The sequence below is a fragment of the Paenibacillus sp. LK1 genome, assembly GCF_002750415.1.
Classification (GTDB): Bacteria; Bacillota; Bacilli; order Paenibacillales; family Paenibacillaceae; genus Paenibacillus; species Paenibacillus taichungensis.
Genome location: NZ_PEII01000007.1, coordinates 369,704 through 384,112, shown reverse-complemented (window position 1 = coordinate 384,112; position 14,409 = coordinate 369,704). Strand labels below are relative to the sequence as shown.

At 42.0% G+C, this 14,409-nt stretch carries 17 protein-coding genes; 2 read left to right on the top strand and 15 right to left on the bottom strand.

The genetic code is table 11. The annotated features are described in order from the left end of the window. On the bottom strand, positions 1-1,947 hold a 1,947-nt coding region (locus tag CS562_RS18050; protein ID WP_180287174.1), incomplete at its 3' end, for an S-layer homology domain-containing protein. A gap of 799 nt (positions 1,948-2,746) precedes the next feature. Beyond that, complete coding sequence (locus tag CS562_RS18045; RefSeq protein WP_024631599.1) at positions 2,747-2,944, bottom strand: cold shock domain-containing protein; 198 nt, start codon at positions 2,942-2,944, stop codon at positions 2,747-2,749. A 326-nt stretch (positions 2,945-3,270) separates the two neighbouring features. On the opposite strand from CS562_RS18045, the gene CS562_RS18040 reads away from it, so the two are divergent. Then, complete coding sequence (locus CS562_RS18040) at positions 3,271-3,834, top strand: hypothetical protein (RefSeq protein WP_099857677.1); 564 nt, start codon at positions 3,271-3,273, stop codon at positions 3,832-3,834. A gap of 13 nt (positions 3,835-3,847) precedes the next feature. Then, complete coding sequence (locus tag CS562_RS18035) at positions 3,848-4,174, top strand: hypothetical protein (protein ID WP_099857675.1); 327 nt, start codon at positions 3,848-3,850, stop codon at positions 4,172-4,174. A gap of 309 nt (positions 4,175-4,483) precedes the next feature. Here the strand turns inward: CS562_RS18035 and fliT are convergent, their stop codons facing one another. The 13 genes from fliT to CS562_RS17965 all read right to left on the bottom strand — a co-directional run bounded on the left by fliT (position 4,484) and on the right by CS562_RS17965 (position 14,401). Next, positions 4,484-4,819: a flagellar protein FliT gene (gene fliT, locus CS562_RS18025; protein WP_099857671.1), complete on the bottom strand. Its 336-nt coding sequence runs from the start codon at positions 4,817-4,819 to the stop codon at positions 4,484-4,486. Next, positions 4,812-5,207: a flagellar export chaperone FliS gene (gene fliS / locus CS562_RS18020; protein ID WP_099857670.1), complete on the bottom strand. Its 396-nt coding sequence runs from the start codon at positions 5,205-5,207 to the stop codon at positions 4,812-4,814. The genes fliT and fliS overlap by 8 nt, the downstream gene beginning before the upstream one ends. A 30-nt stretch (positions 5,208-5,237) precedes the next feature. Continuing rightward, on the bottom strand, positions 5,238-6,782 hold the full coding sequence (gene fliD / locus CS562_RS18015) for a flagellar filament capping protein FliD (RefSeq protein WP_099857668.1): 1,545 nt from the start codon (positions 6,780-6,782) through the stop codon (positions 5,238-5,240). Between the two features lie 45 nt (positions 6,783-6,827). Continuing rightward, positions 6,828-7,211 carry a flagellar protein FlaG gene (locus tag CS562_RS18010; protein WP_099857666.1) on the bottom strand — a complete coding sequence of 128 codons (384 nt, stop codon included), beginning with the start codon at positions 7,209-7,211 and terminating at the stop codon, positions 6,828-6,830. 135 nt (positions 7,212-7,346) lie between these two features. Next, positions 7,347-9,008 (bottom strand): flagellin N-terminal helical domain-containing protein, encoded by a 1,662-nt coding sequence (locus tag CS562_RS18005; protein ID WP_099857664.1) that lies wholly within the window; start codon positions 9,006-9,008, stop codon positions 7,347-7,349. Positions 9,009-9,153: 145 nt separating this feature from the next. Next, on the bottom strand, positions 9,154-9,399 hold the full coding sequence (csrA, locus tag CS562_RS18000) for a carbon storage regulator CsrA (protein ID WP_099857662.1): 246 nt from the start codon (positions 9,397-9,399) through the stop codon (positions 9,154-9,156). Position 9,400: 1 nt separating this feature from the next. Further along, positions 9,401-9,832, bottom strand: a complete 432-nt coding sequence (gene fliW / locus CS562_RS17995) for a flagellar assembly protein FliW (RefSeq protein ID WP_257219530.1) — start codon at positions 9,830-9,832, stop codon at positions 9,401-9,403. 103 nt (positions 9,833-9,935) lie between these two features. Beyond that, on the bottom strand, positions 9,936-10,505 hold the full coding sequence (locus tag CS562_RS17990; protein ID WP_099857660.1) for a DUF6470 family protein: 570 nt from the start codon (positions 10,503-10,505) through the stop codon (positions 9,936-9,938). Positions 10,506-10,522: 17 nt separating this feature from the next. Continuing rightward, complete coding sequence (gene flgL, locus CS562_RS17985) at positions 10,523-11,443, bottom strand: flagellar hook-associated protein FlgL (RefSeq protein ID WP_099857658.1); 921 nt, start codon at positions 11,441-11,443, stop codon at positions 10,523-10,525. A 24-nt stretch (positions 11,444-11,467) separates the two neighbouring features. Continuing rightward, complete coding sequence (gene flgK, locus CS562_RS17980; protein ID WP_099857656.1) at positions 11,468-13,021, bottom strand: flagellar hook-associated protein FlgK; 1,554 nt, start codon at positions 13,019-13,021, stop codon at positions 11,468-11,470. A 19-nt stretch (positions 13,022-13,040) separates the two neighbouring features. Then, entirely contained in the window at positions 13,041-13,544 is a 504-nt protein-coding gene (locus CS562_RS17975; protein ID WP_072733605.1) for a flagellar protein FlgN, read from the bottom strand. 11 nt (positions 13,545-13,555) lie between these two features. After that, positions 13,556-13,840 carry a flagellar biosynthesis anti-sigma factor FlgM gene (gene flgM, locus CS562_RS17970; protein WP_053779526.1) on the bottom strand — a complete coding sequence of 95 codons (285 nt, stop codon included), beginning with the start codon at positions 13,838-13,840 and terminating at the stop codon, positions 13,556-13,558. A 153-nt stretch (positions 13,841-13,993) separates the two neighbouring features. Next, complete coding sequence (locus CS562_RS17965) at positions 13,994-14,401, bottom strand: TIGR03826 family flagellar region protein (RefSeq protein WP_072733606.1); 408 nt, start codon at positions 14,399-14,401, stop codon at positions 13,994-13,996. Positions 14,402-14,409 lie beyond the last annotated feature (8 nt).

Below are 14,409 nucleotides of genomic sequence, written 5' to 3'. Positions count from 1 at the left end.
CATTGCAATTTTAGCGGCTTTGACCTTCGTACCATCCTCCACCAAGGTAATACGGTACGGAATTGTTTTATTGCCGTTCGCCTTCACTTTGGCCCAATCCGCTGGACTCAACACACTTCCTGTAATGGAGATTTTTCCATCTACAACCGAAATGACATTTGCATTGAATGATACTTCATACTTATCCTCGATATAATCTTTGATTTCTCCCAAGGTGCTCGGCACTTCGGCACCACTCTCATTAACTAAACCTGCTGCGAGGAACTTCGCTCCAGTTTCGGTTACTCTGGCAACGTTAAGCGTTTTTAATCCGTTCGCTGGCGCGGCTAAATGCCATTGTGCGTATAGCATAGTGTTCTCGTTGATCACTGTTGTACCGTTTACAGATGTTCCGCTTCCATCTGCTACTGTGTTCCAACCTGCAAAAGCATATCCCTCTCTCGTAGGTGCAGCTGGCAAAGTCACTGTTTTTCCTGCTTCTACGGTCGCTGCAGTTGGGATATTACCACTTCCTCCATTAAGGTTAAAGCTCACTGTATACGTCACCTTCGGCTGGTCACCGCCTCCACCTGAAGAAGACCCTCCGCTAGGAGCTGAAACCGTAGTTGATGGTGTGTTTACAATAATGCTACCTTTCTGGTCACCCTGGACATTGCTCGGTCTTGCATCAAAAGTAGAATTTTGAGAACCAAAATTAAGTGTTACTGTTGTAATATTGGAAGCACCCAGTAGTTTAGAGATGGCGTTCAATACCAAGTTTACAACTTGCGCACCACTGCTCAGTTGGATTGTATTGTTAACAGCTTCAGCATCAACTGTTACATCCTGAATCGAACCACTGAGCAATTTCACGGATACGGATGCGCTAAAGATATCAACATCGTCAAATTTACCGTTCAATTGTACTGTTGCGTTGGCTGGCAGTTCTTTGGCCAATTCAACATCGGTGAAACCTTCGCCGTTCAGATCGCTCTCTTCCAATTTAGCTGATGATTGAACAATAACCTTCTGGGCTTTAGTGGTACCTTCAGCTACTAGACGAACTGTACCATCCTTTTTATTAACTAAAATGTTGACCAGCACTGAATCCACGAAATGAATAGAGTTCTCACCGCCACCCTCGACGTTGGTGGTGCCGTGAACTTTTACGTTTTTAATTGTTACGTCTCCACTGCCAATACCTGCTGCAAGTAACAGATTCCCCTTAATTTCGTAGTTTTCCAGAGTTACACCAGGCACATTAATAATCACATCGCCGTTGACTATCTTTGTCTCTTGCGTACTACCGTAAATTCCAGCCTTATCAATAGTTACTGTTTCTGCAGCAACTTCCCGGTTACTCATGGCAGATTCAATAAGCACAACCGCTTCTGCACGAGTTAACTGCTTCTGGGCTTGGAATGTACCATCTGGATACCCTTTCATGATTCCTTTCTCAATTACTGCCGCAACGCTCCCCTGGCTCCACGTAGGAATCTTTCCTGCATCTGTGAATTGTTTGACCCCTTCGGTGTTGCTAGTATTCAATCCAAGAATATTTGAAATCATTGTCGCAGCTTCCTGACGACTTACGTTGGAACCAGGGTGGAAGGTGTTATCCGAGTACCCTTTCACATAACCAGCATTGACTGCTTTTGCTACATCGTTATATGCCCAGTTGGACGGGGACAAATCTTTAAAATTAGCTGCGCTTGGGTCTGTGAATCCAAACATGCGATTAACCAATGTAATGAATTCGGCGCGCGTAATAGAATTATTCGGTTTTACTGAACCATCTTGATAACCTTTCAAGGTACCATTCTCAATCCAGCTTTGAATTTGTTGCTCTGCCCAGTGTCCTTGTACATCATTTACAGATTGTGCAGATACAGCACTCAGCGAAGACAATGCCATACTCAAACTTAGAGCACTAACAACTGCTCCTTGTAGTTTCTTCTTTTTACTCATGTTATCCTCCTAAAGTCTTATGTAATATCCATCCAAAATCGTTTTAACAGGTTGTTAGCTGATTGATAGAAATATAACAATCTGTTGTATGAGTCTAATTAACTACCAAACTAGATCTATACTACCATATGTTAATAGAATTATTCTACTATATTTTAACTTTTTAATAATAGTTCAGGAAGGGAACTAGTATTCTTTCCCACAAAACCTCACTATTTACAAGCCTTGTCCAGCTACTCAGCGTCAAATTTGCATATTTACCCCATATACCTTTCAGTTTTGTGCACTGATATAAATGATACCAAGTCTGATTCCAGAATGAGCTCTTAAAGTACCTCAAGTAGCATGATATAACTATTAAAAACAATTGGTACTATAAAATCATGTTGAAATCGTTTTATCCAAATAGTCTTGATATATCACTAGTTCTAGAGATTTTTGTTATTAGTAGAATAGGAAACAGAAATTTCATTGCAGGGGTAAGCCCTCTGTTTTACTTTTCTATTTTTCTAGCTCCCCTTCATCAAACTGCGCATGAGGTTTCAAACTGCTTTCTCATGTTCTTCTTCTTGTATCAATACGATTTTTTTCATACTTCAAAACATAACAATTAACCACCGGTTGCCTGCCAACTACGAGGTAACTTGGCTCTTTCCTCAACCGGAGTTTTACCGGCTTATTGTGTCTAACTTGGCTAAACGCAAACAAAAAAAGACCCCGGAAAAACCGGAGTCTGATGCTAGCGATAATTCAATTGGTAACCATCTAACCATATATGTAGGTCGGATTGTCCGGATGATTATAATTTGATTACGTTAGCCGCTTGCGGTCCACGCGCGCCTTCGACGATGTCGAATTCTACGGATTGACCTTCTTCCAAAGTTTTGAATCCTTCGGATTGAATTGCGGAGAAATGTACGAATACGTCGCCGCCGTCTTCAGTTTCAATGAAACCGTAACCTTTTTCTGCGTTGAACCATTTTACTTTACCTTGCATGCACTAACATTCCCTTCGTCATCAAATGAAGTGAGGTTGTGTCAAAGACCCTTGCCCACAACTCAGATAATACCATCCAAAGTTATCCATTGTCAATTGGTAAAGTAAATGTTTTCTTGGAATTTTTTGTAGATTAATTGGGGATTGTGTTGAACGATGGGGTATTGCTAATATATCAGTTTACTAGACGAGTGATAAGACAATTTTTAAATATTAATTACAGATTTATTGGAATTCTTCTACTGTGCGAATAACATCAAAAATGATACAATTTATAAAGTTTAAAATTACATATTTTAACTACAATAGCCAGAGGATAATCAACGATGATCTATTCAAAGTATTACAGAAAGTGGAGCTTACTAGCAATACTAATTTTCGCCAGTATCACATTATGCACATTACTAATGCTACCGACAACTGCCGCTGCTAAAGAAAAACAAATCTCAGCCGATCAACTCAAAAGTAAAAGCCGTCTCTCCTTCACACTGCGGGATGCAAATCAAACGCCTTATACCGTTTATCTATTCGCGGACGATGAAAAGAAATCTACCCTTACAGAGCCTAATGACTGGACAAACAATAAAACAGGCGACAAAAGTTATTCTGGAACGTATCGTGCAGCGCTTCTAAAAAAAGGTGCCAAGTATGGAACCGTTCAAACCACTAAGTTAACCATCGAAACCATTATTTTGCCTCAGACCTGGAATTACACAATTAAAGGGAAAGAAGCAGGAACACCTGACATGTTAATGCTTACAGATTGGGGAACTTCCAACTTCAATGAGGTGCACACTTATATAATCCGTTCTGGTGTGTTACAACCAATAAAATTCACCGACAATAAAGGCAAAAAGATTTCCGACACATACTGGGCTCTAAAGAAATAATGGTATCCGCAGTTTGTCAGGCTCCAGAATACAATTCAAATATTATAACAATGTGCAGTTCAAGTATGCAGTCGATACGTTCAAGCTAAATGTCAGCAAGCTGGAGCTGCGTCTCAACGATACCCGCTATCTGGATCAATCATCTTGGCCAAACTCCGGGATGGGGGATCGTGCCTATCTGGAGAATCTTAAGGCCGCTGCATCAAAGGGCATGTTGCCAGGTCGCTCTGACATCAAGATTGGAATGACTCTCAAGTCTGTGCAGAGTAATCTAATTAAACCTAAATCTCGTGGAAACGGGGAATGGGGAGCCTTTTATTACTCCCTCAATTTGGCTTAGGCTTTGATTCATATATGCATGGACTGAATGCCAAGTCACGTATAGCCATTCTGCAACTTTACAACGAGAAACAAAATCTTGCTCCACAAAATGTGAGGCTATGGCTGGGTAAACCTAATAATGAATATTATAACGAAACAGCCGGTGGATATGAAATGACCTGCAGACTGGGGAAACATACAATAGTGTTTAATTATGAGGAAGAGGACGATTTAATCGATTTTACAAATATTTATTAGAAAACATTAGAAATTAATAAAAGGATGAAGAAATGTCCCCTCAGGGATATTCCTCATCCTTTATCATATTTTAATACCTTTTAGTATCTACAATGATACTGTCTACTGCGTAAGATATCTCATATGCGTTCTTTTGCACCTTAGCCTGTTTACGTTGGATGAGCCAATCTTTGGCTTCAACCTTCAGGCTACTCATCTTCATCAGAATTGCATGATCGTTTTCCATAATGCTTTTAAGCCTAGCTTGTTGAGGTAGAGAAGCCTCACCTGAGTATTGTTGTAACATGGCATCAATAATGACCTGACGCTTGTCCACGAATTGCTCCAATGTTTCTGAGTCTGCCTCTTCAATGGTAAGCATAATATCATGTGTTAATTGTTCTAACTTTGTAATCAGATCATCCATGAACGGCTCCAAGCTCAGATGAAGATACCATTTTGCTTGCCTGAACCCAAGTTTCTTTCAACTCTTTCAAATAACCCAAGGCTTCCTCAGCAGGTTCAGCATTCTTCTTCGTGTTGGCATCAATAAGCAGAAAATTAATATATTCGTACAGCGCATTAAGATTCTCTGCAATATCAGCAGAGCGATCCAAAGTAACTGATAATTCACTTACAATGGTTTGTGCTTTCCCGAGGTTTAGACTAACCTTCTGATAATCCTTGGCACTTAATCCATCAATCGCTGTCCGCACAAAACGAATAGCTCCATCATACAACATAATCAACAACTGACCCGGGGAAGAAGTCTGAACGGACGACTGACGATATTGATCATATGGAGACTTAATCATATTTACACCCTTTCACTCTCAAGTAAAAATTTAACTAGCAAAGAAGCTGGATAAACTAGACGACTGACTTTGATATTTATTCATTGCAGTTTCCATTGCAGTAAATTGCTTGTAATAACGATTTTCAAGATCACTCAGACGTTTTTCCAAGGCTGTGATTTGAGTATTGTAACCTTTGAGTGTTTTACCCATAACACTTTCTTCCTTGTAAATGCTGTTAACATCACCGCTATATTTAGTCGTACCCGCACGTTCTGCAACTTTGGTCATTGCTGTATCCATCTCTTTGTATAACTTACCAAAAATGGAGCTATCAGTATTTGTCCCTGTACCTTGCAATATATCGGAGACCTGCTGTGGATTTCCAATTATAGCTTTTTTGAACTTCTCTTCATCTAGATAGATTTTCCCATTTTCATAATACTTACCACCCGTGATGCCAATGTTGCTTAGTTCCCCCATTTTCTCGCCCATAATAATTCTCATTGTTGAAGCGAGGTTTGAGAGAATATCATCGTTCTTGAGTAGACCACTCTTGGCCTTTTCCTCCCATAACTTAATATCACTCTCTGTCATGGCACTTCGTTGTTCTGAGGTAAGCGGTTGGAAGCTGCGATACTTTTCTTCACCAACCTTGGTGTTCAATAAGTCCAACATCGTATTATAATCCGCTATAAAAGCCTTCACCGTCTCTAGTGCTTTGTCCGGATCGCTCTGGATATTTATCGTAAAAGGCTTGTCGCTAGTTATAATTCCGTTAGAATCTCTTGTAACAGTCTCTGCCAAAAGATTCATTTGCACACCGTTGTAGGTAATTATATTACTAGTAGGTGGAGGATCTAACTTTTTTCCATTAATTAGAACAATAGCATCTTTCGCCGCGATGTCTGTGACCACTGCAGTCGATCCTTGTCCAAAAACATCCATTAATGAATTATTCCCAGCATCCGGTGCCTCAACGTCAAGTTTACCTGTAGAACCTAGATCTTTAGATGCGATGGTAAACTTGCCTGTCAGATCATCGAAACTAGCTTTTACATTCAAGTCAGTTTTACTATTGATTTTCGCAATAATAGAAGAAACCGTATCTTGCCCGGTAAACGTCATTTCTACATCATTAATTTTAATTTTGTATTCTTTGGAATAATCACTAGTACCTAAACTTGTTGTTGGTTGTCCAAATTTTATACCGTTAGCAAGTTCGGCAAGTGACTGCCTTGAGCTATAGCCTTGACCCTTACCGTCAGTTTCTTGCGCTTTTGCAGTAGCTAATTGTTCAATTGACACTTCCATCTTAATACCATTAGCTGTTGCACCCGCTTCTGCTTTAACGGCATCCGAGTTACCTGTAACAACAGCTTTTTGTGTATTAAGTGCCGCAGACTGTCTGTATGTTTGCTGTAACTTGGTGTTTCGGAATTCATACATCTTACTATTCAATTCTCGATAACTATCACGCTGCCATTCCAGCAATGTTTTTTTCTGGTTCAACTTATCTAGCGGAGCTCGTTTGGCTGTCATAAGTTCTTTGACCATGCTATCAATATCCATACCGGAGAACCCGTTTATACGCATAAATTCAACTCCTCGCACGTTAGAATATAATTTGTACTTTGTACTTTATACTTTCTCGTCGATCAGGATTCCAGCTATTTCCATCATCTTGGCTACCAGATCCAGTGTCTTCTCAGGCGGAATCTCGCGAAGCACTTCACCTGTTTCCTTATTTAGCACCTTCACCATAATATCATGTGTCTTCTCATGGATGCTGATGTCCAGCGTCGTTTCTGGACCTTGGAGGGCTTTTACCGCTCGATCAATGTTACGGATCAGCAGTTCTTCTCCCACAGATAGATTCATACCCTGTTTTTCTTTGTTATAGGCTTCTTTCGCTGTCCTGATGTTTGCTATGTCGGCTCCCGCTTGAGAAGCGCCCGCCGGGTTCTGTAATTCTATAGCAGGGTTTGCAGATGAGGCAGCAGATAAGGAAAATTGAATGTTCACCCTTGAACGACCTCCAACTATTTCGCATTTATAGTATATATCGGCTTATGGACTATTTAGCTTTAGCAAATATGTAAAATCTAATAAAAAAACCTTGGATCATAGATCCAAGGTTTAGGATGAAGCAAGATAAAATTAACGAAGCAATTGCAGAACGCCTTGTGGCTGTTGGTTTGCTTGCGCCAACATTGCTTGAGCTGCTTGAGCCAAGATGTTGTTTTTCGTTTGGCTCATCATTTCTTTAGCCATGTCAACGTCACGGATACGGGATTCAGCAGCTGTCAGGTTCTCAGAAGCTGTTCCTAAGTTGTTGATTGTGTGCTCCAGACGGTTTTGAACAGCACCCAGTTTAGAACGCTCGCTGGATACAGTTGCAGTTGCTTTATCCAGAACTGCGATTGCAGCAGCTGCACCTTCTTTAGTGGAGATGTTCAGAGCAGCTTCGCCTTTAACATCGTTAGTTCCATCAGTTACAGTGTTTTCTTTAGTGAAACCAGCATCGCCAGCTTTACCAGTGATACCCAGAGCGGAAGAACGCATGTCGCCGATAGAAAGGCTCATGGATTGACCAGTGTTAGCACCAATTTGGAAAGAAGTTTCAAAGTTCTTCTGAACTCCGCCATCTTTCAAAGTGATTCCGTTACCAGCTTCACCTTTAGCATTAGATGTGATCACCAATTTATTTGCATCAGCACCTGTACCTACGGAAAGTGTTACACCTTCAATTTTAGTAGCAAGAGTGTCAACAATTGCTTGAGCAACATCACCAGCACCTACAGTAGCACCAGCCTTAGTCAAGGCACTAATATTAACTCCTAGTGCGCTTCCTTTGTACTCACCTTTTGTTGCATCGTAGAACTCAACCTGTTGACCATTAATAGTCACACCAGTACCAAGCAATTTCTCTGCTGCTGCCGGAGAAGTTATGCTCGAGAAGTCAAGTGTACCTTTTGCAGCGGTATAAGTTGTAGTACCAACCGAAACTGCACCACCTGCTGCATCTGTACCATTTATTTTCGCAACGGTCATATTACCCTTGGATCCATCAAATTGACCGCCATCTTCTTGTTTAACTGCAGAGATAGTAACTTTACCAGCTGCATCAGCTGTTGCTGTAAAGCTACCTTTCAATGTATCATTTGCATCAATAGCTTTTTGTAATTCAGCAGCATATTGGGCTCCAGTTGCAGCTTCATCAGCAGGCAATGTAGTCAACTTAGCAGACAGATCTTGACCATTGATAGTAACTGTCAGTTCATCACCAATTGCGCCAACAGCAGCAGGAGCATCAAGGGTTTGGCTTGCTTGTGCATGAGTAGTCAAACCACCACTTACAAATCCGTCTTTAGCAACGCCAGTACCTGTAAGGTTAGTTTTACCATCACCTTGCAACAATTTTTGAGTATTGAACTCAGTCGTGTTACCGATACGGTTGATTTCGGAAGTCAATTGGTTCATTTCGTCTTGCAGAGCTTGACGATCGGAATCCGTGTTTGTTCCGTTTGCGGATTGGTTAGCAATCTCGCGTTGACGTTGCAGGATAGAGTGAGTTTCGTTCAAAGCACCCTCAGCTGTTTGGATCAAAGAGATACCATCTTGAGCGTTACGGGAAGCTTGATCCAAACCGCGGATTTGACCGCGCATTTTTTCGGAAATTGCCAGACCTGCAGCATCGTCACCAGCACGGTTGATGCGAAGACCGGAAGACAATTTTTCGATATTTTTGTTAGTGTTAGCAGTGTTTGCAGACAGTTGACGGTGTGTGTTCAATGCCGCGATATTATGGTTGATAATCATTAGAGTGTTTCCTCCCTGAAAATAAATTAGTTCCACATCCATGTGGTAAACGCCGCGACATTAAGGTCGGCCGCCCTGCCGAAGCAGCGTCTAAATTATATATCGACGGAAGGTGAACAACTGTTTATAGCAAATTGGAATATTTTTAATCTTTTTTTATTCCACCATTACGTAGTCGCTCCATAAATGCCTCAACATTGGCTGCCAAAGGCGTAGCAGACTCACGATTTGTCTCCTGAATGGACGCATAAATCTCTTGGCGAAAGATATCAATATGCTTAGGTGCAGAGATCCCGATGCGGACGGTATCTCCTTCTACAGCGAGTACGGTCACCTCAATATGATCCTGAATGACAATGGACTCACCCTTTTTTCTTGATAGTACCAGCATGTCAGACCCCACCCTTCACGGATTTAGCTTCTTCGTCTTCGGTCCAGATGAGATGACGCGTCTCATATAGTGACTGATGGAGTACAACTTGCTTGCCCAGGCGCTGCTCAGGATTGAGGACAACAGGTGCAAGAAGGTTCATTGTGGATTTATTTGTTTGCGAATGGATCGTGACCATAGAGTAGACAGACACCCGTTCAGCAATCTCCAATTCTTCCTTATCTACCTCGCTCAGCTCAAAACTATAATTTGGAACGAACGTAAACGGGCTTACCAGCAAAAAAGAAAGATCCTTTTCTCTAACAGACTGTAGATAACTAAAAGGCGTATCTTCCCATGCAATTAATGCAAATTCAGTTTCTTCTTCAAATCCAGGTAACCCTTTGGGAAATTGATATATGTCTTTCTCTTGAACCTCTACTTCTCCCCACATGCTTGTCTGAATATGAATAATAAACGCCTCCTTGGCGGTGAATTTATACAAAAAGAGCTATAGAGGGCTGCATCCGAGACCGTCTATAGCTCTACATTATAACTTACAACTCCATATCTATGGCAGGTGGAGTATATTGTACTGATGCATATTGTTTAACATAAATATCTAGCTTACCTCTCTGATACTCAATCTCCGGTTTATTCACAATAACATTCATTTCAGAGACTGCTGGTTCATAGCTGATGTTAGGTGGTCTTTTAATAACTCGAGTATCTACGTTATCAAATGAGGCCGGGGTTCTTGTTTCTGGAAACGGTTGAGGCTGCCAGTCTGAACCAATGATGTTGGCAATTGTGTTGCCAGGTTTGTGAATCGCGGCCAACTGGTTGCCCTGTTGTACACGCGAGGCTATATTTTGTAAAAAGTTTTGTTCAATACCTGAGTAAATTCGAGCATTCATATCAATCATATTCCCACCTGTATAAGCAGAAAAAGCTTTGCTCTGATCCACATGGAGCTCGATTGGATGGCTCTCGACCGTCAGTTTCGCCGGCTTAGTATTTAACTGAACTTCCGCTTTAGGCTGACGAATCGAATATTGTCCTGGGTCGGCATCAATATTTAATATAGATGGCGTAGTTCGGAACTGAACGATAGGAAGAGTCTTCATAAGTTAACTCCTCCTTTTTATCTCAGGAAGTCCACCAGAGATGGCGATATAATTTTCGCACCTGCAGACAGAGAAGCATTATAAATATTTTCCTGAATTTTAGATTGCATTGCAAGTTCCGCATAATCCGCGTCTTCTACCTTGGATTGCAGATCTGTTAAGTTAATACCAAGATCCTCCAATCGACCCATCATGAGGTCAACACGGTTGGTTTTTGCACCAATCTCGGAGCGAATTGACAGCATTTTATCCATACGAGTATCGATGTTATTCAACTGATTGGATAGCTCCTTTTGATCGCCCTCAGTCAAAGCCTTCATAATCGTGTTTACTATAGTAAAGAAATTATCTTCTTCTGTCTCCGTTCCAAACACTTCATTTCCGCTCACATTGATAGGCAGTTGTACACTCTCACCTACAATAAAATTAATTTTCCCTTTATCGGTCACAACGGAAGCAGCGTTTGTTGTATCTAGAGTACCATCAGCATTGGCCGGGAAGTCATACGGTTTTACATCATAGGTTTCACCATTAAAAATGTACTTGCCGTTTAGCTTACTGTTGGAGATATCAATGAGTTGTTCCTTAAGCTGCTTCACTTCCTCATTAATGCTATCAAGCGCAGACTGAGGGTTCGTTCCCGTCGATGCATTTACTGTTAATTCACGCAGTCGCTGCATAACTTCCCCTGCTTGGTTCATGACGGTATCGTTAAATTCAAGCCATGATACAGCAGTGTCCACGTTTTTCTGATACTGCTCATTGGAAGATAGTTCAGCACGATATCGAAGGGAGTACGTGATCCCTACTGGATCGTCAGAAGGCTTGTTAATTTTACGACCTGTCGCCAACTGGGTTTGGGTGTTGTTCATCTGCTGTGCATTCCGGTTCAGGTTCAAAAGTAGTTGTGAACTGAGCATATTATTAGTTATTCTCATGGTCTGTTAAGTCACTCCCTTCTATTATCTGCCTACCGTTCCGGTGGAGTTAATCAATTTATCTAGCAATTCATCATATGTGGTCATAAAACGAGCAGATGCGCTGTAGGCATGCTGGAATTTGATCATATTTGCCATCTCTTCATCAAGGGATACGCCGCTGACCGATTGCCGTCTAGTATCCACTTGCTCCACCAGGAATTCAGAGTTCGAAGTCTGACGAGCGGCTTCCTGAGACTGAACACCAAGTTGACCTACAATTGCGCTGAATTGAGCACCAATTGTTGCATTACGAAGTCCATCAGCTGACTTCATTGGTGTATCCTTGAGGTTAGCAAGCAGAATAGCAAGTGTATTATTCCCTTTAATTACGGTCTCCGTTCCAGAAGCATCCGTTGTCCGTAGCGAGGTAGCAATCTTGTTAGGATCAGCCAAAATTTCGGCATTCAATGAGATATTTCCAGCTGTAATCGTAGGCCCACCACCAGCTGCTGTAAAGAACGGTACTCCTGGTGAATTGGTTCCGTCCATGCTGTACCCAAGCTGATGCAGACCATTCAAACCTTTAACCGTAACCTTCAGATCTGTAGCCAATGTCCGCGCCGCACCAGTATATGTAACACCATCCAGTACAGTATTATCTGGTAAGACAGAACCGGCAGGAAGCGTGATCTCAATATCTCCGTTGGCAAGCGTGTTAGCCAGGTCATCCATTTGTTTCTGGTAGTCACTGACCAATGTATCTCTGGATTTAATCATCCCGTGAACTTCGCCGTTGGTAAGATTACCTGCCGTGTAAGCTGCATTGAGGTAAGCGGGGTCAACGACAGCCTGGACCGCCCCACCTGTAACCAGCGCTTGTCCATTCATCTGAATGGAGTATCCTTGTGGCGAGTCGGTAACGGTAATATTCATAATCTTGGACAGCTTGTCCGCCATCAGGTCACGCTGGTCACGCAAATCGTTGGCATTGTCGCCAAGCGATTCGATCTTAACGATCGAACTATTCAGGTTAGCAATGTTACCCAGGTAGCCTTGGATTTCACTACTTTTCACAGAGATGTTACTGTCCAGATCCTCACTGAGTGCACCCAACTGACGGCTAATCTGATTCATCGCATCTGTCAGAGCCAGCGTGGTTTCTTTAACAATACGACGTGCCGTTACATCCTCTGGATTTTTGCTCAGATCGGACCAGGATTTATAGAAGTTATCCATTACAGTCCTAAATCCGGTGTCCGAAGGTTCATTCACAATGGCTTCAAGTTTTTCCAACGTATCTCGCTGAATGGACCAACTTCCGAAGTTGGTATTTTCATTACGATATTGATCATCAAGGAACTTTTCACGCACACGGGTAATGGAGTCGAACTCCACCCCTGTTCCGAGTTGTCCTGGTGTTGTACTGTGCAAAAATGCAAACGGCTCCATAGGAATAGACGCCTTCATGTTTACCGTTTGCCGGGAGTACCCTTCCGTGTTGGCATTTGCCACGTTATGTCCTGTTGTGCTAAGCGCTGTCGTCTGTGTGAACAAGCTGCGTTTAGCCGTTTCGATTGAATGAAAAGTAGATGTCACCTTGTTTCCCCCTAATTAATCAGGCACGTGTATCAAAAAGACCAATTCGCCCTGGATTACCGTTCTTATCAGCAGGATGCTGATATGTGGCATCCTGTTCCGGCCGAGAAGCAAATATGTCCATTGAGAGATCAATAAACATCAATGATTGCTCGATCAGTTTTTGATTCAATTGATTAATTTCTTTCAATTCCTGCAATGTTCCCGCTAGCTTCTTCTGGACTTCAAGCAATCGCTGTTTATCAGCCGGATCAAAGATTAGCTTGGAGATCTCTGTGATATTCAGGTTAAGCATCGACTTGATGCCCCGCTCCTGAAGCAGTTCATGAACTGCACTCAGTCGTTCGCTCTCAAGTGGCTCCTGCTGTTTCATAAACTTGGATTCCTTATTCATTACAGCAATGAGTTGATCCACATCGTTTTTGACAATAACCTGTCTCTTGATCTCGCTGAGTGCCAGCATCTCGCGGTGACTTTGTTCCATTTGCTGCAAAACTGCAATTAATCTGTCCAGTGCTGCCATTACGTGATCACCTATTCCTTATCAAAAGACTTAAAGTACGGCAGTAACTTGTCAGCAAGCTTGCTACTGTCCACTTGGTAAGTTCCCGAACTTACCTGTTCTTTCAGTTCCTGTATCCGTTGTATACGTCCTGCATCCTGTGTACGACCTTGTTCCTCAAGCATCTTCATCGCCTCCGGAGAAATGGATACCTCGTCCTTACGGCGGCTCTTTTTGGCATCAGCCTGCTGATTGGATTCAACGTTCCTCTGATATGAATTGATTGCACCAATTCTACTCGGTTCATTGATTTTCATACGAATTGCACTTCCTTCCACCTTAGGATTTTTAACATTATCTTTATGTTCTCGAACGATTAGGATAATAAAAAAAACCGATAATCTTTAATAAGTTTATCGGTACGTTCCAAAACATTTGTTATAGCAAAACTTGTATTTAAGCCCTCATTCCTATAGATCCCGTAGTTTGTCGACAGCATTATAGGTTCGTCCGCCTATGCTGCCGTTATCCTTCTGACCTACTTCTCTAGCCGCTCCAGCCAAATCTTTGGTCAAACGATTCCGGCAAGAGTCGCACATATGGCCATCACGAATCAGGGTTCCGCACACTTCACAAGGATACATCATATTTGGGGCGTTTTCGATGGAAATACGTCCCTCACGAATGAACTTGGTAATATTTTTAATTGAAACGTCTGTTGCATCAGATAGTTCCTGTATGTTAGTGCCCTTGTTTTCGCGCAGATATTCCACACAAGTCTGGTATTCCAGTTCAATTTCCTTGATACAGTTCGAGCACACATCCCGAAAATTCAACGCATATAATTTGCCACAACGCGGACAATTACCCAGATTCATCGCTAAAA